Annotated in this window: 19 protein-coding genes; 8 read left to right on the top strand and 11 right to left on the bottom strand. The window is 31.5% G+C overall.

Translation table 11 applies throughout. The features are described from left to right. Positions 1-4 precede the first annotated feature (4 nt). From ABD816_RS01460 to ABD816_RS01445, 4 genes are read left to right on the top strand one after another with little or no spacing between them, the layout of a single operon-like run. A complete protein-coding gene (locus tag ABD816_RS01460) occupies positions 5-553 on the top strand; it encodes a 2OG-Fe(II) oxygenase (protein ID WP_344924082.1) in 549 nt (182 codons plus the stop codon). A gap of 44 nt (positions 554-597) precedes the next feature. Further along, on the top strand, positions 598-1,617 hold the full coding sequence (locus ABD816_RS01455; RefSeq protein WP_344924080.1) for an ADP-ribosylglycohydrolase family protein: 1,020 nt from the start codon (positions 598-600) through the stop codon (positions 1,615-1,617). A 37-nt stretch (positions 1,618-1,654) separates the two neighbouring features. Continuing rightward, a complete protein-coding gene (locus tag ABD816_RS01450) occupies positions 1,655-2,494 on the top strand; it encodes an ADP-ribosylglycohydrolase family protein (protein ID WP_344924078.1) in 840 nt (279 codons plus the stop codon). Continuing rightward, positions 2,491-3,225: a metallophosphoesterase gene (locus tag ABD816_RS01445; RefSeq protein ID WP_344924076.1), complete on the top strand. Its 735-nt coding sequence runs from the start codon at positions 2,491-2,493 to the stop codon at positions 3,223-3,225. Before ABD816_RS01450 ends, ABD816_RS01445 begins: the two co-directional genes overlap by 4 nt. Here the strand turns inward: ABD816_RS01445 and ABD816_RS01440 are convergent. From ABD816_RS01440 to ABD816_RS01430, 3 genes are read right to left on the bottom strand one after another with little or no spacing between them, the layout of a single operon-like run. After that, on the bottom strand, positions 3,222-5,120 hold the full coding sequence (locus ABD816_RS01440; protein ID WP_344924075.1) for a M61 family metallopeptidase: 1,899 nt from the start codon (positions 5,118-5,120) through the stop codon (positions 3,222-3,224). The genes ABD816_RS01445 and ABD816_RS01440 overlap by 4 nt on opposite strands. Positions 5,121-5,125: 5 nt before the next feature. Beyond that, the gene (locus ABD816_RS01435) at positions 5,126-5,929 is read right to left on the bottom strand and encodes a Cof-type HAD-IIB family hydrolase (protein WP_344924073.1); all 804 of its coding nucleotides are present in this window, start codon (positions 5,927-5,929) and stop codon (positions 5,126-5,128) included. 44 nt (positions 5,930-5,973) lie between these two features. Continuing rightward, positions 5,974-6,951 (bottom strand): alpha/beta hydrolase, encoded by a 978-nt coding sequence (locus tag ABD816_RS01430; protein WP_344924072.1) that lies wholly within the window; start codon positions 6,949-6,951, stop codon positions 5,974-5,976. A 221-nt stretch (positions 6,952-7,172) separates the two neighbouring features. On the opposite strand from ABD816_RS01430, the gene ABD816_RS01425 reads away from it, so the two are divergent. Then, a complete protein-coding gene (locus ABD816_RS01425) occupies positions 7,173-7,958 on the top strand; it encodes a S1/P1 nuclease (RefSeq protein ID WP_344924071.1) in 786 nt (261 codons plus the stop codon). Here ABD816_RS01425 and ABD816_RS01420 read toward each other — a convergent pair. From ABD816_RS01420 to ABD816_RS01400, 5 genes are all read right to left on the bottom strand, one after another. Then, positions 7,955-8,833, bottom strand: coding sequence for a helix-turn-helix transcriptional regulator (locus ABD816_RS01420; RefSeq protein ID WP_344924070.1), 879 nt, complete (start codon positions 8,831-8,833; stop codon positions 7,955-7,957). The genes ABD816_RS01425 and ABD816_RS01420 overlap by 4 nt on opposite strands. A 301-nt stretch (positions 8,834-9,134) precedes the next feature. Continuing rightward, on the bottom strand, positions 9,135-9,740 hold the full coding sequence (locus tag ABD816_RS01415; protein WP_344924068.1) for an alpha-ketoglutarate-dependent dioxygenase AlkB family protein: 606 nt from the start codon (positions 9,738-9,740) through the stop codon (positions 9,135-9,137). Between the two features lie 45 nt (positions 9,741-9,785). After that, entirely contained in the window at positions 9,786-10,133 is a 348-nt protein-coding gene (locus tag ABD816_RS01410; protein ID WP_344924066.1) for a DoxX family protein, read from the bottom strand. Continuing rightward, on the bottom strand, positions 10,133-10,594 hold the full coding sequence (locus ABD816_RS01405) for a hypothetical protein (protein ID WP_344924065.1): 462 nt from the start codon (positions 10,592-10,594) through the stop codon (positions 10,133-10,135). Before ABD816_RS01405 ends, ABD816_RS01410 begins: the two co-directional genes overlap by 1 nt. Positions 10,595-10,965: 371 nt before the next feature. Next, the gene (locus ABD816_RS01400; protein WP_344924063.1) at positions 10,966-11,811 is read right to left on the bottom strand and encodes a DUF6503 family protein; all 846 of its coding nucleotides are present in this window, start codon (positions 11,809-11,811) and stop codon (positions 10,966-10,968) included. A 396-nt stretch (positions 11,812-12,207) separates the two neighbouring features. Here ABD816_RS01400 and ABD816_RS01395 point away from each other — a divergent pair, with 396 nt between their 5' ends. Both ABD816_RS01395 and ABD816_RS01390 read left to right on the top strand, forming a co-directional pair. Next, a complete protein-coding gene (locus tag ABD816_RS01395; RefSeq protein ID WP_344924061.1) occupies positions 12,208-13,434 on the top strand; it encodes a M12 family metallopeptidase in 1,227 nt (408 codons plus the stop codon). Between the two features lie 273 nt (positions 13,435-13,707). Then, a complete protein-coding gene (locus tag ABD816_RS01390; RefSeq protein WP_425549100.1) occupies positions 13,708-15,999 on the top strand; it encodes a S9 family peptidase in 2,292 nt (763 codons plus the stop codon). Positions 16,000-16,079: 80 nt separating this feature from the next. On the opposite strand, the gene ABD816_RS01385 is transcribed toward ABD816_RS01390, so the two are convergent. The 3 genes from ABD816_RS01385 to htpG all read right to left on the bottom strand — a co-directional run bounded on the left by ABD816_RS01385 (position 16,080) and on the right by htpG (position 21,608). Next, a complete protein-coding gene (locus tag ABD816_RS01385; RefSeq protein WP_344924059.1) occupies positions 16,080-18,401 on the bottom strand; it encodes an outer membrane beta-barrel protein in 2,322 nt (773 codons plus the stop codon). Between the two features lie 176 nt (positions 18,402-18,577). Continuing rightward, a complete protein-coding gene (locus ABD816_RS01380; protein WP_344924057.1) occupies positions 18,578-19,564 on the bottom strand; it encodes a helix-turn-helix domain-containing protein in 987 nt (328 codons plus the stop codon). 157 nt (positions 19,565-19,721) lie between these two features. Next, complete coding sequence (htpG, locus tag ABD816_RS01375; protein WP_344924055.1) at positions 19,722-21,608, bottom strand: molecular chaperone HtpG; 1,887 nt, start codon at positions 21,606-21,608, stop codon at positions 19,722-19,724. Between the two features lie 254 nt (positions 21,609-21,862). On the opposite strand from htpG, the gene ABD816_RS01370 reads away from it, so the two are divergent. Beyond that, positions 21,863-22,528: a TetR family transcriptional regulator C-terminal domain-containing protein gene (locus tag ABD816_RS01370; protein WP_344924053.1), complete on the top strand. Its 666-nt coding sequence runs from the start codon at positions 21,863-21,865 to the stop codon at positions 22,526-22,528. Positions 22,529-22,540 lie beyond the last annotated feature (12 nt).

Below are 22,540 nucleotides of genomic sequence, written 5' to 3'. Positions count from 1 at the left end.
CAAGATGAAGAAAAATGTACTACATCCAGAGATTTTTTTGATTGAGAATTTTCTTTCAAAAAAAGAATGTGATGACTTTATCATCAAGGGAGAACAGGTTTCATTTGAAGAGGCAAAAGTTAGTATTAATGGAAAGCAAGTGATGCTAAAAGGTGTTCGTAATAATCAACGTATTTTAGTTAAGGATGAAGTGCTGGCAAAATCCATTTGGTCAAAAATAGAGCCTTTTGTAGAGACTACATTTGGTCAGTATGAAGCTATAGGGGTTAATGAAATGTTCAGAATTTATAAATATAATGAAGGACAACGATTTAAGATGCATCGCGATGGTAGCTATGAGCGAAATGAGAAAGAATGTAGTTTCTTCTCATTTTTGATATATCTTAATGAAGATTTTGAAGGAGGAGAAACGCATTTTAAAGAAGGAGTTACTGTGATGCCAGGTTGTGGAGATGCATTGTTGTTTCATCACCCGCTTCGGCATGAAGGCAAACCAATCATATCGGGAACCAAGTATGTACTAAGAACTGATATTATGTATCGATTGGTTTGATTTTTTGATGTGCATTATATAGATTAATACCTGTAAAATTCGATATGAAATTATCTATGGATGTAGAAGAGATGTTATTAGGAGTTGCAATTGGAGATGCTTTTGGTGCAGGTGTAGAATTTCAGGATAGAGACTGGATTCGTAGCCATGTTGATTTCACCAGGTTTGTAAATGCCAGAGATCGGATTGCGGTACCCAAAAATAGAAAAGAAGTATTTACTAAAAATTATACTTCCTGGGATTATACAGACGATACTGAAATGACAATAGGGGTGATAAAGGCTTTAATATCAGAAGAGGAAGTGACTGAGGAGTTTTTGGTCAGTAAATGGAAAGAGGAATACGATAAAGGTATCAATGAAAAAGGTTTTGGAAGAAACGGACATGGATCTATGAGTTGGTTTTATTCAGGAGAAAAGACGATATATGAGATACGAGATTTTCAAAAAGGCAGAAAAAATCCTGGTAATGCCCCTGCAATGCGATCTATACCCTTTGGTTTTGTAAGAGAAGATCTTATTAATAAATATTGTGAAATTAATGCGAATGCAACACATCCTAATATCAATGCGATAATTTCCAGTCAATGTATCGCAAGAGCTACAGAGTTTATTCTTGTTAAGAATGGAGATCAAAAAGACATCATCGATTATTGCAGAAAAACTGTAGATCTTACTAAAGAATATAAAATGTATTTTGACCGTATAGATAGGTTAGGGATTTATGAAAACCTGGATAAACAGGATTTTGAAGTGCTTTGTGGTTCTCAACCCATTCAGAAACCTTATTTCTTACCTGGAATACTAGGAGTTCCTTCGGATTCTAAATATACAACAGGTTGCGTTTTGTATATTCTTAAAATGGCTATGCATGCGATGGACGCTTTGAAGAAATCTGTTAACTTGGGTGGAGATGTGGATTCTGTAGCGTCAATAACTACTGGTATTATGGCGGGAAAGTATGGCTTAGATAGTATACCGGATTTTATGCGTGAAGAGGTTGAAGGAATAACGTATTTACAGGAAATAAGCTTACTATTTAGAGAGTATTTAGAACAAATGTAACATTACTGAAATGGATTATTTAATTTAAAAAAATGGTATGTTAATAGGAGGAATTGCAGATGCATACGGAGCTGGTTTTGAATTTGCTCCAGAAACGGTTATCGTATTAGAGAATAATTTGAAACAATATAGGGCTCATCCCAAATATACTTGTATTCATAGAAAATATACAGATGATACACAAATGGCAATTGCAATTACAGAATTAGTTCTAAATGAAGAAAATTGGACAGATATTAGTATTGCTAACAAATTTGTAGAAGTTTTTAAAAGAGATCCCAGAAGAGGGTATTCATCAAGATTTTATACTATTTTGAGTGAAGTTAAGACAGGAAGGGAATTAATTGAGTCGTTAACTCTTAAGAGTAATAGAAATGGTGCAGCTATGAGGAGTTATCCTATTGGTGTATATCAAGAAGAAACTTTAGTGATGAAAAAGACAATGCAGCAAGCTAAGATTACACATGATACTAAAGAAGGAATTGTGTCAGCTCAGATTATAGCTTTGGCAGCGCACTATTTTATGTATAAGAAAGGGGAAAAGAAGCAATTAAGAGAATATTTAGAGCACATGCTTTCTTTACCATTTCACTTCAAGAGAGAGTCTACTTTAAAAATGGAAGCAATTCCTACTGTTACTACAGTTATGGCTTTAGTTTTAGAATACAAAAGTATGAGTGCTTGTGTAAAAGAAGCGGTAAGTCTAGGAGGTGATACAGATACTGTGGCTTCATTAGCCTTGTCTATTTTAAGTCTTTGTAATGATACAATTAATGATTTGCCGGCTTGGATGTATTTAGAGTTAGAGAATAATTCTTTTGGAAGTGATTATTTGATTTCTCTTGATAAACAATTGCTCAATACTATAAAATTATGAGAACACTGGTAATAGGAGATATACATGGAGGGTATCTTGCATTAGAACAAGTTCTGGAGAGGGCAAATATTACTGCTGAGGATACGTTAATTTTTTTAGGAGATTATGTGGACGGCTGGAGTCAAGCTGCTGAGACTATAGAGCGACTGATCACTTTGTCTAATTCTAATACCTGCGTTTTTATAAGAGGAAATCATGATCTGTGGTGTGATCTATGGCTTGATCAAGGAACAACCAATCCGATTTGGTTAGCGCATGGAGGAAAAGAAACGATTGATAGTTATATTTCTTCTGGCTTCATTATAAAAGAATCGCATAAAAAATTCTTTAAAAGTTTACAAAACTACTACATTGATACTAATAGTCGTCTTTTTATTCATGCAGGATTTACTTCTATGCACGGAGTAGGTCATGAAGAATATGAATCTAACTATTATTGGGATCGTACCTTATGGGAAGCAGCATTATTAGCGGATAAAGTGGAGGAGAAAACGTTAGAAGATATGTTGACTCAACCTAAAAGATTTAATTATTATAAAGAAATTTATATTGGTCATACACCTACCACTAATTATAAAAGGGATACCCCAATAAAAGCATATAATCTATGGAATATAGATACAGGTGCAGGTTTTACGGGAAAACTTACGATATTAGATATAGATACTAAAGAATTCTGGCAAAGTGATCCAGTCATGGCATTATACCCTAATGAAAAAGGAAGAAACTAATCGTTTATCCAGTTTTTTAAGACCCGTAGCTGAGTTTCAGATGCTTTTGGATTTTGTTGAAGGACTATTTTTTCTACAGTAGGTTTGATTACCTTAGTGCTAAGGGTTATAACTTCTTCACCCCTTCTGATAATAAACTTAATGGTATTACCAATTTTCCAAGTATTAGAATCACTGAATAGATCGTATATATTTTTAAGATTATATTTTTTCTTATTAATTTTCAGCAATGCATCTCCTCCTTTCACTCCGATATTTTTAAGAAAATTATTCAAGGGTATTCCAGATGAAAAGATAACTTCATTAGTAGCTTCAGAGCCTTGAATAAATGGCTCTTGCTCATGGATAAAATAAGAAGATGGTACTTCGGTAACTCCATACGATATTCCTGCTTTATTTAAATAAAACTCATAATCTATAGGAGTATTTCCTTCTACGTGCTTTTGTAGAAAATCAGTTACCTCTGGATAGGACATTGCTCCAATTGAAGATATTAATTCATCATCTTTAAACGGGATCTCACTGCCATATGTATCGGCTAATCTCTTAACAAGGTCAATAATACCTCTTACACCACCACTTTGTTCTCTAATAATAATATCAATACACATAGAGATTAGCGCCCCTTTTTCATAAACATTGCGATAATTACTAAGATAAGGTTCTTGCAGGATATTTTTACTCATCAAGGTAAAAGACATAGTATCATCAAAAGATTTAGAGGTTTCAATTTTTTCTAAAATTCTGTTAAAAAAATCATTTTTAGATATAAGTCCTTGATGAATTTGGAATAGCAATGAGAAATATTCTGTAGTTCCTTCATACAACCATAAATGTTTTGACATTTTAGGGATATTATAATCAAAATTATGAATTTCCTCAGAATGTATACTTAGTGGGGTGACAATATGAAAAAACTCATGTGAAACTATATCGATGAGCGATTCATTCAATGTATCTATGGGAATCGATTCTGGCAGAACCACTAGTGTAGATGTATTATGCTCTAGTGCTCCAAATCCCTTAGCATCATCATTTTTAGCAGAGGAAAGATATAAAAGGATACTATATTTTTTTGTTGTATTTGTTGCGCCTAAAAAATTCTTTTGTGCTCTGATCATTCTTTCCATTTGGGGCATAAGCTGAGCAGCTCGATGTACATTGTTTGGAGAGTATACACTTAGTAAAACTTCAATATCATTTATTGTAAATGTAACTCGGTCGGGGATAGCGTACATAATAGGTGAGTCCGCTAAATCGGCATATCTTCTGAATTTGAAAACATCGGTATTATATCTGGTTTCAGCTGTGATTTCCTTTATTTTAGAAGGTATCAAGGAAGAAGAACCTTCCATGGCTTTGGGATATTGAATTTCTAATTCATATTTTTTTTCTTTCATTCCATCAAAATAGCCTATAAAAGCATATAGGTTGAGAATGAAATTTTTATTCTGGCTAATATTAGTTCCTGTAGGTGAGAATACATTATGAGTCCCCTCTGTATCAAAAGTGTCATTGACCCAATATGTTATTGTTTTTAGCTTTTTTCCATTGTTAATTTTCCAGTGATTGATACCATTCCTTTGTACAAATATAGGAGAGCCTTGATCATCAAATGCTTGTAAATCATCAATGTATTTTCCAAAATCATTTTTCTGATAGGTTCCGGGAACAATTTCTGGAACATAATAACTAATAATATCCTGATTAAAATCGGGGACACGAATTGTTACTTTTACCTTATCATCCACGACCTTAACTAAATCCATGGATATCTTTATCGGACTAGGATCAATAGTGATTGGGATCTCTGTGGATTTACAAGCTGTGACAGCATATAGTAAGATTAGGATGAGTATTGGGCTAACTCCAGTGGTTTTTAAATGTGTAAGCACTCTGGTTAAATATTATTTTTAATGTATGTTGCTACTCCGTCCTCTTTTCCTGATAAAGTGACTACGTCTGCAATTTTTAAGGTTTCTTGTTTTGCATTAGCAACGGCAACACCTATTCCCGCTGCTTTTATCATAGCAATATCGTTATAATTATCCCCAAAAGCTACAGTATCTGAAAGAGAAATTTTAAAATGTGTATTTAATAACATTTCAATAGCAGTAAGTTTAGAAATACTCTTATGAGCAATCTCTATATATGTTGGTTTAGAACGATAAAGGTGAAGAATTTTTCCATACTTTTTTTCCAGAAATAAGAAAGCTTTGTCAATCTCTTCTTCGGCTCCCATACACATAATTTTATGAGCACCTTTATGTTGAGGTTTCCAAAGATTAATTACTTCTTTAGTTAATTTTACGGTAGGAGTGACTTTAGTATTTTGCATTTCTCTATGTGCCCAAAAATCCATTTCAGGAACAAACCAATCATCATCCTGATACACGCTTATATGAAACTTAGTACCTGTATTAAACTCATTAAGTTCCTCTAGCACAGATAAAGGTATCTGAGTAGAGTGAATAGGTTTTTTATCTACAAGAATTAATCCTCCATTATAACAAATTATTGGTTGATTAGTAATGTTTAATTCTTCCTGAAGATGTACCATGGCACTTGGCATCCGAGAGGATATCAAAATTACAGGAATTTTATTTTTAATTCTTTTTATTTCTGAAATAGTAAATTGGGATAACTCTCTTTCTGCATTAAGGAGTGTACCGTCAATATCAGAGAAAATAATACGATGGGGCATGAAATTATTTTTTGATCAGGATTTCTAGAAGTCTCCGGGGTTAATTACTGTTTTACAAAGTTAACAATAGTACTTGTAATTTCAGGTATAATTTTTACCCAGTGTTCATTATAAGATTTGTGATTCTCTAGTCTACCTCCTTTAATTTCTCTAAGGATATGGTTCATGTTTTCTATAAGAACGTATTCTGCACTAGGTATGGCCTCTTTTAGTTTTTCTGATTCAGAAACTTCTACCTGCAGATCTTTATCTCCTTGTATAATTAATACAGGTATTTCAATTTGTTGTATTTCTTCTACAGGATTATATTTTATCCAAGAACTCATAAAACGTCTCACCGATCTTCCAAAAATTGATTCTAATGCAGGATCATATATTGATACCGTTCCTTTCTCTTTTAATTCGTTAAAAGCAACTGCAGCACTTTTATCTAATCCGGGTGCTTGTTTCTCTAATTGTTGTATTACAATCTGATCGACAGATTGAGCATTACCCGCAATAGAGATAAGGCGATCTACTCCAGAATCATATCCATCAATATCTTTTTGTGACGCTAGTATCCCTATCAAAGACCCTTGACCATGACCTGCTAAAATGATTTCAGAATAATTTCCGTTTTTTTTAAAATAGTTAATGATGGATCTAGTATCCTCTACAAAATGATCAAAAGAAAGTTCGTTTAGAGGAATACCCAGAAGATCTATTTGAAAAAGTCTCTTATCAAAACGGTAGCTTGCGATACCTTGTTTTGCTAATTCAATAGATAATTGTAAAAAAGTATCATTTTTAGACATTACGTCATTACCATCTCTATTAATGGAACCTGCATCCATAATAAAAATAACTAAAGGAACATTATCTTCTGCATATGGAGTCATTAATGTACCTTTTGTGTATTTATTTACATTAACTATTGCCGAATTATATTCTTTTTCTGAATTTGTTTCAGTAGAAACTTGTTTGCTTTGTCCGTGACAGAAAATGAAAAATAAAATAAATAGTATAGAAAAAGATAATTTCATAAATGTCTTTTAAAAATGAGTATGTATAAAACGGTACATAAAAAACTATATTTTGAAAGCTAAAATTATTTGCCTCTACGAAAAATAATAATATTACTTTTTACATAAGTTACTACAAGTTAAAAATTAGAAAATATAATATTGAAAACAATAAGATTAGTTCAATATTTAACGAAAAACTAACATACCCTTTTTTATCTTTGTTTCAAAATTTAAAACTAATGAATACACGTTATGTATTGCTCTCTGTTTTTTTATTATTTTCAATTTACATTCTTCCGGCAAATTATGATTGGGGTAAAACAGGTCACAGAGTAACTGGAGAAATAGCAGAAAAGTATCTTTCTAAAAAGACAAAACGTGCAATTGATGAACTTCTTAATGGCCACAGTTTAGCATTTGTATCTATATATGCCGATGAAATAAAAAGTGATGATCGTTATAGAAAATATAGTGCTCTACATTATGTTAATTTTTCTTTTGACAAAAAATATGGTGAAGAAACGCCTAGTGAGCGAGGCGATTTGATTCAAGGAATAGGTACATGTGTTGAGGTATTAAAAAGTAAGACAACTACTAAAGATGATAAAGAGTTTCATCTTAAAATGTTAATTCATTTTATTGGAGATTTACATCAACCTCTTCACGTAGGAAGAGGAGAGGATAAAGGGGGTAATGATATTCAGGTACGTTGGTTTAACGAAGGGTCTAATTTACATCGTGTTTGGGATAGTGATATGATTGATAATTATGGAATGAGTTATATAGAATTATCCCAAAATACGGATGAGTTATCATTAGCCCAAATTAATGATATAAAGAAGGGAGATGTCTTGGATTGGACTTATGAAACTCAGGCATTGGCAAAAGAAGTTTATGCTTCTGCTAATGTAGGAGAGAAATTAAGTTATAAATATATGTATGAACAGTTTCCTATAGTTCGTGCTCAATTACAAAAAGGAGGTATTCGCTTGGCTAAGATGCTAAATGATATTTTTGAAAACTAAAAATCTTTTTTTACAGGCATTGTTTTGACCAATTGATCCCTATATTGTTTGGGTGATAAGCTGAAATGTTTTTTGAAGGTTTTTGTGAGATGGCTTTCATCAGTATACCCTAGTTGAGAAGCAATTTCAGCTATTGTGAATTTAGTGTGTTGCAACCTGTATTCTACAAGTTGCATTTTATATTTTGTTATATATTGATGAATCGATTCTCCAGTTTCTTTTTTAAAATAAGAACTTATTGAACTCTGAGACATTTTAAATTTTTCTGATATACTATGTATTTTAGTACGTTCGTTTTCATAAACATTCTGTTTTATATAGGCTACAATAGATTCTATTTTTGAACTTTTATCAATTTTCTTTTTATTCTTTTTTTTGTTTATCATAGCAAGATTACGAACCATAATACTCAGAATTGTACTAATCGCATTAGAAATGATATTTCGGTAAAAGGTGTTTTCGTTATTGAATTCTTCAAAAATTACCTTCTGAATATTCCAGAGAATCTTCTGATCACTCTTATTCGTAACTGCATTTGCTGAAGTTTTATCAGAGTGTTGTAATAATTGTTCGATTCGTTGTAACCATTGCTTTCTTTCGGGTAAATTAATTTTGCTGGAAAATAGAAGTTCCGTAAACTTAAAATGAATGAATTTAGAAGAAGTACTAATTTCAAAATCATAGGTGTTCTCCTTTGCTAATAAAAATATGTTATGTTCTCCATAAGGATGTCTTGTATCATTGATCGTACAATAACCATTTCCATCAAGCACAAAAATAATCTCAAAATAATTTTGATGTTGAGGTTCAGCATCCCAATTATCTAATGTATACTTATGTATAAATAATGCGTTGTAAAGATGATAGTGGTCCATGATAGGTTGTTTAACACTTAAAGTTACGAAAATTAAATTAATGTTAAATTATCTTAATAGAATTATAATAAAATGTTTAAAATATTCTATTTTCTTGATGGTTTTTGATTCCCTTACCCGAAGGTTGCAATTATTAGGAGTAATAGAGCTTACTGATGGATGTTTATGGTTTTAGGGAAATTTAATCAATGCCATATCCATAATTCTAATTAAAAAAATGGGGATTAGGTGTTTCTTATGAAAAGTTCGATGAATTAGTTTTAATATAGGTTTCACTTTATGACTTTTACGGAAAAGGTATTTAATGAATAACTCTAAATGTGAGATTGATTCGAGGTTTAGTTATTTTTTTACTTTTAGGGAGTTGGTGTAGCCAATGTTCCTGAGTAGTACCACCCATGATGAGAAGGCTACCATGTTGTAAAAGAATTTTTTGTTTGTGGTCTTTGTCTTTTTTGTGTTTGAAATGAAACCATCGCTCTTCACCCAGGCTTACAGAAGCTATTATAGGATTTTCGCCCAATTCTTTTTCATTATCAGCGTGCCAGCCATTACTATCCTGTCCATGACGATATAAGTTAAGAAGACAGGTCGTGAATTTAGTAGGACATACAATTTCAATTTCTTTTTTTATATGTAATAGCTCCTTTGTAAATTTATAAGGAGTCATGGTAAGATTAGAATAAGAATAGGTATTACTATTATCAGCATATAAAGCAGTAAGGCGTGGTTGTGGATATAATTTGCCATAAACTTTAATGTCATCTTGTTGCCATTGTATGTTTTCTGAAAGACTTTGATACAGCTTATCAGCCTGTGATTGTTTGAAAAAGTTAGGGTAATACAGAACTTCCGCATCTTTCATACGTAATGGAATGGGGGTGTCTTGAGAAGAGAATAAATCCAAAATTTAAAAAAGGTATACAAGATATATTTCTTACAATATCTGGTACTAAAGGTATGTAAAAACCCAATAGATTAAAACGAATTGTAATAAAAGTCTAAAAAGAAGAACCCATTTAGGTAATTTAAGACCTGCTTTTTTATGAAGTAACATATGTAAGTGTACGGGAAAAAATAAAATTAACATTAGTATGATACACCATAATGAATAATATCTGGTTTGCGCAAATAAAACTCCTACTCCCACTATAATTTCAGCAAGACCACTAAGGAGTACAATGCTTTTATGGTACGGTATGTATAAAGGCATTACCCTCATAAAAGCCTTTGGTTTAATAAAATGGAATGCGCCGGCAACTATAAAAATAGCTGATAAAATATAGAGATGCCAACTCATTAAATACTACTGGTTTTTTCTTTACCCGCTTTACTTAGTGCAAAATCTTTATTTCTCGTCATATTTTTAATAAACTTTACGCGTCTAAAACGGAGTGCAGACCAATCATCATCAATAGAAACTTGCCTTACAGGTTCAAGGTTATAATCACCTAAAACTCCCCATCCGTGATCACGTGTGATTTCAGATGTATAAATATTAGAAGTTTTTTTTGGATATGCAAACCAGAGAATAGCATCACCTACTAATTTAGTGTTAATGGTTTCAATACGATTTTCAATTTGCTTTTTTTCCGTGACAAAAACCAATGCGAAATCAACTTCAGAAACTTGAATTAGAGATTCTTTGATTACCACTCCTTGAAGACAATTTAATTCTTCACAAAATCCTTCTGGCTCGTTTAGTATCAAAATCTCATCAAGAGAAGCGGGTAGCTGTAATTTTTTAAAAAGTGCTGTCATAAGAATGAATTTTAATATGAAAATTTAGTGATTACTAAAGATACAAAAAATACAATTGGTCATCTATCTTTAAAATATATCATTTCTACAAATGATTCAATCGTACGTTTTTATTTTAATTGCTTGAACATCCAGACTTTCTGTAAAACGTCTATAACTTTCACTTATTAATATTTAATACTAAATTATTTGTTATGACCTTATAAATATTTTTTTAATGAGTTGTAATTATTTAACCAATAGAATTCCTCGATACCCTGTCTCCGGTGTCGCGCATAGAATCAGAATAAAGCAGTTTTGTTTCCTGATTCTTGTAGTGAAGCTGTCTTGTTTTTTATACCTCGCACACGGGGGTCGAAGTAGTTTATTAGCTAATTAATAACTTTAGAATTCGCAGGTTTCTCAAACAAATCACTTTCGTCTTCCAGAAATGTAATATCTGATATGGTAGCCTCTCCTATCTTCTCTGTTTTTCCTTTTTCTGATGTCCAACCGTAAAACTCCCATTTGGTTGACATAGGGATGCCATTTACGGAGGTAAATTCTTTGTATTGTATCATATGGGGATCCTCTTCTGCTTTGGATATATCTTTGCCCAGAGTTACTATGTAAGCTGCTGCTTGTGTGAGTTGAGTTTCAGGATCAGTATATACAATATACCAATCTTTTGGAGCGTCTCCAACGCCTTCATCAAAAGTAAGTTTAGCAGTACTGTGGACTACTTTATCCAGAATTCTGTCTTGTTGCATTTCCCAATTAGTGCCAGAGTCACTAAGTTTATAAGGAAAACCAAAAAAATAAGACCATGTAAACATATCAAAACGAGCTCCTTTATCATTAGCTTCCGCTGGGCATAAGTAACTGGTATCACCAGTATAAATTAATTTAGTACCATCATTTTTGTCAATTCTAATTTTTGTAGAATTGGTAAACATGGTAATTTTTCCTTTCAGTCGTTCTTTACCTCCAAAAGAAAGATCAATCATAAAACTTACTATTTTATGTTTAAGAAATTGCTCCTTTTTATGTGCTGTTTCTATAGTATTGATATGAAGATCAGTAATGGAGGTGGCACCATCGCCTATTCCACCATCAGTTTCTACAGGGATTACTTTAGTAGTATCTGCTTTCCTAGAATTTTCAGAGATATTTTCTTTTTTCTTCTGATTACAACTTAATAAAAGAACAGAAAAAACAAAAATGGGTAGTAGTTTCATAAATCTTGATTTGTATTACAGGTTAAAATTACTAAAAGTGAATAAGTGGTAAGCATATTTGTGATAATTGTAACAGAAATTGAAGAAGCTATTAACAACCAATACAATTCATAACTTATAATCCGGCTGTAGATGGGATAGCATTTATTAATGAAATTTTTTAATTTAAAGATTGTGAGATTATTGAGTAAAAATAATTTACTAAAAATTACTTAAAATAATCGAATTCTAAAAAACTACTCACGGATTCTAAATATTTAATTCTAAGCTATTCATAAAAGTATACATTAGATAACTGGTTAACCAATTATTTTATAGATAATTACAAATTGTTGTAATATCTGAAACTAAAAAATAATTTATTTAACTGACTAACAGTTTAATTAACAACTAATTATGAAAATCTATTCTAAAATCTTACAAAAAGTTATTTGCGCACTTTTTGTATGCTTACTTTTCAATTCTTGTGTGACAGAAGAATTTAGCGAAATTGATCAACAAAATGGGATTGAAAGGGTTCAGCCAGAAGAGGCGTTTCCTGGTATAATCGGCAATGAAGTTGAAGTAGAATTATTTGGCGAGCCAGCGACGATGGCAGAGATCAATAAAACTATTGTTTTTGAAGGAGACATACTGATACCCTATGAGAATGAAGGAGATACTAAATTAGCAGGATTGACAGGTAGAAGATGGACAAATAACACAGTATATTATGAAATTCAGAGTAGCTTAACCAATCAAGCTAGAGTTACAAATGCTATCGCACATTGGGAAGCTAATACGGCCTTGAGATTTGTAAAGAGAACCACACAAAGTAACTATATTTATTTTCAAACAAGTACTGGTTGCTCGTCTTATGTAGGAATGATCGGTGGGAGACAAGTTATTAATTTAGCTCCAGGTTGTTCTACAGGAAATACAATTCATGAAATTGGACATGCCGTTGGAATTTTTCATGAACAGAGTAGAGCAGATAGAGATGAATATGTTAGAATTTTATTTGAGAATATAATTACTGGACGTGAAGGTAATTTCAGAACTTATATAGCAAACGGTCAATCCGGAGAGGATTATACATCTACACTGGATTTTGGAAGTATTATGATGTATGGTCCTACTTTTTTTAGTAAAAATGGATCTCCTACAATTACAAAATTAGATGGGAGTACATATTCTATACAACGAACTTCATTATCAGTGAATGACATAGAAGGTATTAATAAAATGTATCCTTCATCCACATCAGGAACTGTTACATTAAAAGGCAATAATGGTCAATATGTTAGTTCAGAAAATGGAGTAAAATCGATGAATTGTAATAGAAGTGCTGCAAATAGTTGGGAAACTTTTACGATCATTGATGAAGGCGGGGGAACAGTATCGATCAGAGGAAATAATGGAAAGTATGTGAGTTCTGAAAATGGCACCAAGCCGATTAATTGTAATAGAACAACTCCTGGCTCCTGGGCGAAATTTACGCTAGTAAGCAGAGGTGGAAATAAATATGCAATAAGAGCAAATATTAATGGAAAGTATATAAGTTCTGAGAATGGAACCAAAGAAATGACCTGCAATAGAACTAGTATAGGTGCTTGGGAAGAGTTCACGATTACTGGACTGTAAGTAAAAAAACCAACAATAATAACAGAACAAGGCTGCTAATTTTTAGTAGCCTTGTTTTGTTATTAAGAAATAGTGATGGTAAAAAAATGTAAATGATTTACCATTTACATTGACCACACACTTTAATTTATTAAAATTTCAATTTATGGTGTCAGGATAGCGCTTAGCTTTAATTTCTTTTAAATAATAATCATATAAGTGTAACAAAAATAAAAGTGTGTATACTAACATACTATCAGTTAACTAATTTTCTTATTTAAAGTTTTAAAAATCATGAAAACAAAATCGTCAAGAATATGGGGTATATTTATAATGATCTTATGCATGTCATTTATACAAGTAAAGGCACAAGAGATCGTTGGGAACTGGAAGGGTAATCTTGCAGTTCAGGGTACAGAAATGGGTATTATATTTAATATCCAGAAAGGATCAGATGGAGCATTATCTTCTACTATGGATATTCCTTCTCAAGGAGCCACAGGAATTCCTTTTGATAGCACAGTTTTTGAAAACAATCAATTAACTTTGATGTTTAAACAAGGAGGCATTAAATATGTAGCTTCTTTGGAAGAAACAAAATTAAAAGGAACTTTTTATCAAAGCGGAATGGAATTACCACTAGAAATGGAAAAATCAGAGAAAATAATACCAGGGAACCCGGAGTTGGTTTCCTCTGATAAAGAATTAGAAGAATTAGCAAAACTGGATATAGGTACATATGCTTATACTGTAGAAGACTATTTTTCAAAACCAAAAGCCCGTAGTTTTCAATTTTCTCCAGATGGTAAGTATCTTTCTTATCGCGAAAAAGATGAGAATAGTAAAAATCACGTCTATGTAAAAGAAGTAGCTACAGAAAAGGTTACTAAAGTCATAGAAGAAAAAGAAGAATTGATCAGAGGATATGGATGGGCAAATAATCAACGATTGGTATATGTAATGGATAAGGGGGGTAATGAAGATTATCATCTCTTTGCTGTAAACGTGGATGGATCAGATTCCAAAGAATTAACACCTTATGATGGAGTTAAAGTAAATATTCTGGAAGGACTGAAAGAAGATGAGGATCATATGATCATTTCCATGAATAAAAATAATCCTCAAATTTTTGAACCTTATAAGATTAATATCAAAACCGGTGATATTGAACAACTTTTTAAGAATGAAGATGTATCTAACCCTATAGATAAGTATATTTTTGACAAAGATGGAAAATTACGAGCATACTCTAAAATAAGAGATGGAGTGAATTTTGATCTTTTTTATGTGCAAGCGGATGGTACTTTTAAAATTATTAAGAAGTTAAATTGGAAACAAAGTTTCTCCATAATCAACTTTGATTATGCTTCAGAAAATCCTGATGACGCATACGTAGTTTCTAACCTGGACAGTGATAAATCACAAATCTTACTTTATGATCTAAAAGAAGATAAAGTTTTAAAGAAAGTGTATGCTAATGAAAATTATGATGTTTCTAACCTATCGGTATCTCGAAAAAGAGGATATGAATTAGATTATTTTTCTTATCAGGGAGAAAAAAGAGTGATTATTCCTGTTAGTGATTATTATAAGAAAATGCACTCTAGAATAACTAAAGAGTTTCCTGACTATCAATATTCTATTTCTGCCAAAACGGATGAAGAAGATAAGTATTTGATTTTCTTGCAAAGCGATAAGTTGTATGGAGTATATTATTCTTATGATGTTTTAAAAGACGAGTTTAAGTTATTATACAATCTGATGCCACAGCTTAAAGAAGAGGATATGGCAGAGATGCGTCCTATCACTTTTAAAAGTAGAGATGGTATCACACTTTATGGATATATAACCTTGCCTAAGGATGCTATTGCAGGTAATAAAGTTCCATTGATTGTAAATCCGCATGGTGGACCACAAGGAATAAGAGATTCTTGGGGGTTTAATTCAGAAGCTCAATTATTTGCCAGTAGAGGGTATGCTACCTTACAAGTTAATTTTAGAATTTCTGGCGGATATGGTAAAAAGTTTCTGGAATCTGGTTTTAAACAAATTGGAAGAAAAGCGATGGATGATGTAGAAGATGGATTACAATATACAATTGATCAAGGTTGGGTAGACAAAGAAAGAGTAGCCATTTATGGAGGAAGCCACGGTGGATATGCAGTATTGAGAGGATTAACAAAAACTCCCGATCTTTATACTTGTGGAGTTGATTATGTGGGGGTGTCCAATCTTTTTACATTTATGCACACAATTCCTCCGTATTGGAAACCATATTTAAAAATTATAAAAGAGGTATGGTATGATGAAGATATTGCTGAAGAGAAAGCTATTATGGAAGAAGTATCACCAGTTTATCAGATTGATAAAATAAAAAAACCACTATTTGTAGTACAGGGAGCCAATGATCCTCGTGTTAATATCGATGAAGCTGATCAGATTGTGAAAGCGTTGCGAGATAAAGGGAATGATGTACCATATATGGTAAAATATGATGAAGGTCATGGATTTGCAAAGGAAGAAAACTCTGTCTCTATGTACAAAGCTATGATGGGATTCTATGCGAAGCATCTGGGTAAAAAATAAATCTTAATTAGTATAAGTTGACTATTAAAAACCTCCTGATCAAAAAGATTAGGAGGTTTTTGCTTTTGTTTCTTTTGGATTTATCGAATTCTATCAAGATTGTCATCAATATCTTTATTTTTAAAGGCAGATTTTTTCACTTTCCCAAAAGTATATTTTAGTGAAAGTGAAATTTCTTGTGCATTTACATAAAAAATACTTTTATGATCAATTCCATTAATTATCCTATCTTCTTTAAAGTTCATATTTCTAAAAATGTCGTTTGTATTAATAGCAATATCCAATTCTTTAAAAAGTGTAGTAGAAAATGATGCTCCTATGATAAAAAGAGCATTTCTTTTAATAACACCACTATATTGTTTGGTTAATCCCCAAAAATTCAGTGCTAAAATTGTTTTTGGCATAAGAGTAAATTCATTGTTAGAGTAATAATACAAATAAGGTCTAGTTTTCATAAGGATAGCAGAAGTGTCAATAACCTTACTTTGTATTACAGATATTGAACTTGTACTATTCCATAATTTATAAGTAGTAGTCGTATTCAGTCGAATATGATAACCTGATTCTTTCTCAAAATTTTCTGGGGAGGATGTAATTCTGTTTTCAGTTGGATTGTAGAAGATACTTGAGTATGTAGGATTTTTATGATTGAAATAACCCACATTCAGTGAATGTTTTTTATACTGAAAATTTGTAGTTATTTCTTGCGTAATCGTAGGTTGAAGGTTAACATTTCTGGAATATTCTGAAAAAGGACTGATATATGTACTAATCGAACTTGCATTAAGATAATTAGGTCTGGCGATTGTCTTATTGTAACTTAATGAAACACTTTTAGTACTATCAATAGGTATAGCTAATTTTATCGTTGGAAAAAATGTGGTTTTGTTTCTATTGATTAATAGCTCCTCATCATTCTTAAAGCCTCCCTGAACTCTGTTAGTTTCTGATCGTATTCCCGCCGTATACTCTATTTTATGAGTTGTTCCTGATAATTGTAGGTAGGAAGCATAAATTTTTTCATCATACTCATATTCAGAAAAAAAAGTACTTACAGGATTGATACTATCAAAATCAGAAAAAGCATACCCGTTACTGAAAGAAATACTTCCTCCTAGATCTATTTTAAAACCCTTAGTAAAGACTTTTTCTACATCTATCCTTCCTGCTAGTACACTAATTTGAAATTTCTGATCTCTATACTGAGATAATTGAAAACCCGTGTCATTTATATTATTGAAAATAGTGCTCTTTGGAGCTCTGATATAATTAGAATATTGTAATCCAAAAAACAGATTACTATCCGATGTCATTTGATGACTAAAATTGAGGTTACTACTTAAAAAATCCCGTTGAGCATCGTGTTCATTTTGAGTGTTGATAAAGCTTTCTGAGCCTCCTTCTTTTAAGTAAGCATTACTTTGAATAGGAAATTGATCTGTTTGAGTTCTCCAATTTACTTGTCCTGATATATAAGTGTTTTCTGAGAATTGATAAAAAAAACCAGTTCCTACTAAGAATTGAGGTCTGGGACCAATAGAAGTTACCTGATCTGTATATCTGATATCATAGTCCTGAATAGTAAGAGCACTATCTCCACCCTCCCAAAATCCGATTTGATTGTAATTAAAATTGCCCCGAAGTTCTAATTTTTTCTTTTTGAAACTACTATGTATGCCTGCATAGTTAGTAAACCTTCTTTGTAAAGAAGCAATCTCTGATACTTGGAATTTATAACCATCTTGACGGTTGTTTTTTCTGGTAATTAGAATTAAGCTTCTTCCTTCTGCCTCATATTTTGCCGAAGGCGTATCGATGATTTCAATATTCTTAATACTTTCAATAGGTAGTGATACTAGTTGATTCATATCTATGCGCTGATGATCAAGATAGATCAGAGGGGTTCCCTTACCAATCACAGAAATTGACTCCCGATCAGGACTAATTTGAATACCTGGTAGTTTAGACAATACCTCTACAGCAGAAGGTAATGATTCTAAAATTGAATTCTCAATGGATATTTTTATATCACCATTATTAATAGTTGTATTACTCTTTATTGTTTTAATCATTACTTCATCAAGAGCTTGGATATGTTCCTGTAGAGCTATATTAATGGATCTATTATTGTCTAATTGTATTGATTGTGATACGGGTTCATACCCTTGGCAAATTATGGATATGATATATTTACCTTTATGAATAGTATCAAAACTAAATTTTCCATTTTTAATAATGGTGCTGCTTACTATCGTTTGGTAGTTTTCAGATCGCAAAACAACCTTTCCTGTTTCTACAGGAATCTTCTTTTGATTAGTAATGTTACCGGATAATGTATGCTGTTGCTGTGCAAAGGATAGATATGAAAAGAGAAAAAATAATATACAAAGGGTTCGTGTCATTTGTTTTTAAACAAAGTAACACGGAGATGATCAAAAAATCATCTTTTAATAGAGCTGAATAAGGTACTAGTACGGGTATGATTTCTTAATTAAGTATTGATTACCAATGTTGCGTATAGCGTAAAAGGCTACGTATACTATTGGTCCTCTATATGTTTTGATGTTATAAGAAAAAATTAGTGTTTAAGTAATTCTTTTCTATTGGATATATTCAGTTTGCTGTAAATGTTAGTAATATGAGTTTTTACGGTATTTAGGCTTATAAAAAGTTCATTGGCAATTTCTTTATTACTTTTTCCCAGAATAATTAAATCTTTGATCGTGTTTTCCTGTTTACTCAATGCAATGGATTGCTTGTTTTTCTCCTTTTGTTTTGATCTAAAAAATAGCACAACTAACCCTGCAATTATGAATAGAGCAAAGAAATTAATAAGGAGACTTGCAGTATATTTATGTTCAATTTTTTCTTTAATCAGAAAAACTAGTTTATCCTCTAGATAAACATAAGTAGCAGGGTCAAGTTCACTGGATTTTAGTTCGTCTAACAGATCTAAATAGTAATCAGGATTAGCTTTTATATCGATGGTTAATAAATTACGATCTTCTAGTTTTTTGATCCCGATGAGTTTAACCATAAGAATTTGCAAAGAATCTTTTACATAGTTTTTTGTTGCCAGCAGTTGTTTTTTTGTGTAAGCAGTATCTTCAAAAGAAGTCTGTGATGCTTCAAACTGTCTTAATGCCCTATATTCTTTTGCCGCTTTATTATTTGTCGTAAAGTCAGAAAAAAATTGATTTCCTTTTTTAAAATGTATCGTATCGTTATTAGATAATACGAATACTTTATAATTTTTTATAGTATTAGTAATTTCTTTTTTCTTTTGATCACTAATAGGGTTTACTTGTAGCCTATACAATTGGTTTTGTGTATCAAGTGTTGTAGTGTCAAAAGCAAAAAAACCATTTTTTTGAATGGCAGCAGAGGCAATGATAGTATTATTATCTGGTGCATCAATGTTTGTTATATCGATTTGGGTAAGATTGACTTTTGTATCCCAATCAGAAGGATTTTCCAGATTTACATAACCCGAAATACAATTTTGTGCATTACTCGTGGTATAACAAATCAAAAACAATAATAAAAGACTCAGTTTTGTTTTCATCATTCATGCGTTTTAAACTAATTTATAAAATCGATCATTCAAAATTAAGATAACGATTTATAAATTCATAATCAAAATATGGAATCACAAAAAAACCGCTTTACTGCATAACAGTGAAAGCGGTTTACTATAAACTAATAAAATAATGTTTTAAGAGTTACTTAACCATCTCAAAACTACGTTTGATAAATTCTGTTAATTCTTCTCCCTTTAAAAGATTTTGAGAAAGTCTGGCTAAATCTAGCGATTGCTTAATTAAGCGTTCTTTTTTCTTATCCGTTTTAGTATTCTTGATTTCTGTTATTAATTCGTGATTCGTATTAACAATCAGATTATGCATTTCTGGCATATTACCAAACATATTCATACCGCCTCCACCAGTCTGCTGCATCTCTTTCATACGACGCATAAATTCTGGTTGTGTGATCATAAATGGAGAAGCATTGCTATCCATTGCTTCCAGTTGTATTGTATACGAGGACGAAGGAATCACTTTTTCAAGATCAGCCTTGAGTGTTTCTTTCTCTTCATCAGACAATTTAGAAATCGTTTCTTCGTCTTTCTTAATTAGATTATTAATATGATCTCCATCAACTCTTGCAAAAGTTACATTCTCCTGGCTTGTTTCAAGTTTTTGGATTAAATGCGATACAATAGGAGAATCTAATAATAATACTTCATACCCTTTATCTTTGGCAGCAGCAATATATGCGTGTTGCTCATCTTGATTAGATGCATATAGAACAACTAATTTATCATCTTTATCCGTTTGATTGTTCTTGATTTTTTCTCTTAATTCATCAAAAGTTAAATACGAACCATCAACTGTTGGATATAACGCAAATTTGTCAGCTTTTTCGAAGAACTTATCTTCAGAAAGCATTCCATATTCTATAACTATCTTAATATCATTCCATTTTTTTTCAAAATCTTCTCTATCGTTTTTGAATAAAGAATTTAGTTTGTCTGCAACTTTACGGGTAATATAACTAGATATTTTCTTTACCGCACCATCCGCTTGCAAGTACGATCTTGAAACATTTAATGGAATGTCTGGAGAGTCTATAACTCCACGTAGCATTGTTAAAAATTCTGGAACAATACCTTCTACATTATCTGTTACAAAAACTTGATTTTGATAAAGTTGTATTTTGTCTTTCTGTATATTCATATCCTGACCTAACTTTGGGAAATATAAAATTCCGGTTAGATTAAATGGATAATCTACATTAAGGTGAATATTAAATAAAGGCTCTTCGAACTGCATAGGGTACAACTCTCGATAGAAACTTTTATAATTCTCATCGGTTAAATCCGCAGGCTGCTTTGTCCACGCTGGATTAGGATTGTTAATAATATTATCAACCTCTTGAGTAGGAGCTGGATCTTCTTCTTTCGCATCTTCTGGCTTAGGTAAAGTTTCTGTCTTCATTCCAAATTTGATTGGAATAGGCATAAACTTATTATATTTTACCAGTAATTCATTAATTTTACTTTCTTCTAAGAATTGAGCATCCTCTTCTCCTATATGAAGAATAATTTCTGTTCCTCTGTCTGTTTTATCATGCGCTTCCAAAGTATAGGATGGAGAACCGTCACAGATCCAATGAGCAGCTGGTTCGTCTTTAAAAGATTTAGTAATGATCTCTACTTTATTAGCTACCATAAAAGCGGAGTAAAAACCAAGACCAAAGTGACCAATAATACCAGAGTCTTTTGCGCTATCTTTATATTTTTCTAAAAATTCTTCTGCACCAGAAAATGCAATTTGATTGATATATTTTTCAACCTCCTCTGCAGTCATTCCGATTCCTTGATCGATAATGTGTAACTGACTTTTTTCTTTATCAATTTTTACCTCAATAAAAGGATTGCCATACTCCACTTTAACATCTCCAATACCCGTTAAATGCTTTAATTTTAATGTTGCATCTGTAGCATTAGATATCAATTCTCGTAAAAAAATCTCATGATCAGAGTACAAGAACTTTTTTATTAAAGGAAAAATATTTTCTACGGATACATTAATATTTCCTGTTGCCATTTTTATAGTGTTTTAATTTAATTATCTATTTATCGAGTATAGTCAAAAAAAATACCAAGTATGTAAGTCTGACAAACTGACATTAAGTTTCTGTTGGATCAGGCTTATGTAAGGTAATGTTCGCGCATACGACTAAAGATATTCTTGTTTAGGCATGTTTCATAAATTATGAAACAACTTTAACATATTTTTGTTTAACATTTTTTACTTAATACTTAAACAATACTTATCTTTACATCATAAAATAATAACCTATGGCCTCACCTAAAAAAAAGCAAGTAATTGATGCTCCGTATATTATTGAAAAATATATGCATTATGTTTTAGAACATGATATGTATCCAAAATCAGTTTATAAATTCTGTAAGGAATCAAAAATTAAAGAAGAAGATTTCTATAATTTTTTTGGAAGTATAGACGCAGTTAATAAGGGGATTTGGAATACTTTTTTTAGTACTACGATAGATGCTATAAATAGTAATAGCGAATATGAAAATTTGTCAAGCAGGGACAAAATGCTAACGTTTTTCTTTACATTTTTTGAGCTCTTAACACTTAATCGTAGTTATGTTCTGTTAACATTGGGAATGAGTCATACACCCTTAAAAAATTTAGGGCAGTTAAAAGGATTAAGAAATCATATAAAAGGATTTGCAAAAGAATTAATAGAAATAGATAATGATGACAAATTATTTAATATAGCTAAAAATCCAGTTTCCATATATTCTGAAGGAGCGTGGATACAGTTTTTATTTCTTTTAAAATTTTGGATGGAAGATGATTCACCTGCCTTTGAGAAGACTGATGTAGCTATAGAAAAATCTGTGAATACCATTTTTGATTTATTTGATAATACACCTCTCGCCAACGTATTGGATTTTGGGAAATTTTTATGGAAAGAAAAATCAATGTGGAATTGATCGTCAAAAACA

It is taken from the genome of Aquimarina addita, assembly GCF_039539305.1.
GTDB lineage: Bacteria > Bacteroidota > Bacteroidia > Flavobacteriales > Flavobacteriaceae > Aquimarina > Aquimarina addita.
The sequence above is the reverse complement of the archived record's forward strand: the minus strand, read 5'-3'. Positions and strand labels throughout refer to the sequence as shown.

Excerpts from the sequence above, each read along its gene's own strand:
- ABD816_RS01410 (WP_344924066.1), bottom strand. The coding sequence starts at position 10,133 with ATGAGTTGGCATCTCTATATTTTATCAGCTATTTTTATAGTTGCCGGC.
- htpG (WP_344924055.1), bottom strand. The coding sequence starts at position 21,608 with ATGGCAACAGGAAATATTAATGTATCCGTAGAAAATATTTTTCCTTTA.
- ABD816_RS01395 (WP_344924061.1), top strand. The coding sequence starts at position 12,208 with ATGAAAATCTATTCTAAAATCTTACAAAAAGTTATTTGCGCACTTTTT.
- ABD816_RS01435 (WP_344924073.1), bottom strand. The coding sequence starts at position 5,929 with ATGCCCCATCGTATTATTTTCTCTGATATTGACGGTACACTCCTTAAT.
- ABD816_RS01430 (WP_344924072.1), bottom strand. The coding sequence starts at position 6,951 with ATGAAATTATCTTTTTCTATACTATTTATTTTATTTTTCATTTTCTGT.
- ABD816_RS01370 (WP_344924053.1), top strand. The coding sequence starts at position 21,863 with ATGGCCTCACCTAAAAAAAAGCAAGTAATTGATGCTCCGTATATTATT.
- ABD816_RS01450 (WP_344924078.1), top strand. The coding sequence starts at position 1,655 with ATGTTAATAGGAGGAATTGCAGATGCATACGGAGCTGGTTTTGAATTT.
- ABD816_RS01460 (WP_344924082.1), top strand. The coding sequence starts at position 5 with ATGAAGAAAAATGTACTACATCCAGAGATTTTTTTGATTGAGAATTTT.
- ABD816_RS01445 (WP_344924076.1), top strand. The coding sequence starts at position 2,491 with ATGAGAACACTGGTAATAGGAGATATACATGGAGGGTATCTTGCATTA.
- ABD816_RS01425 (WP_344924071.1), top strand. The coding sequence starts at position 7,173 with ATGAATACACGTTATGTATTGCTCTCTGTTTTTTTATTATTTTCAATT.
- ABD816_RS01385 (WP_344924059.1), bottom strand. The coding sequence starts at position 18,401 with ATGACACGAACCCTTTGTATATTATTTTTTCTCTTTTCATATCTATCC.
- ABD816_RS01405 (WP_344924065.1), bottom strand. The coding sequence starts at position 10,594 with ATGACAGCACTTTTTAAAAAATTACAGCTACCCGCTTCTCTTGATGAG.
- ABD816_RS01420 (WP_344924070.1), bottom strand. The coding sequence starts at position 8,833 with ATGGACCACTATCATCTTTACAACGCATTATTTATACATAAGTATACA.
- ABD816_RS01400 (WP_344924063.1), bottom strand. The coding sequence starts at position 11,811 with ATGAAACTACTACCCATTTTTGTTTTTTCTGTTCTTTTATTAAGTTGT.
- ABD816_RS01380 (WP_344924057.1), bottom strand. The coding sequence starts at position 19,564 with ATGAAAACAAAACTGAGTCTTTTATTATTGTTTTTGATTTGTTATACC.
- ABD816_RS01455 (WP_344924080.1), top strand. The coding sequence starts at position 598 with ATGAAATTATCTATGGATGTAGAAGAGATGTTATTAGGAGTTGCAATT.
- ABD816_RS01390 (WP_425549100.1), top strand. The coding sequence starts at position 13,708 with ATGAAAACAAAATCGTCAAGAATATGGGGTATATTTATAATGATCTTA.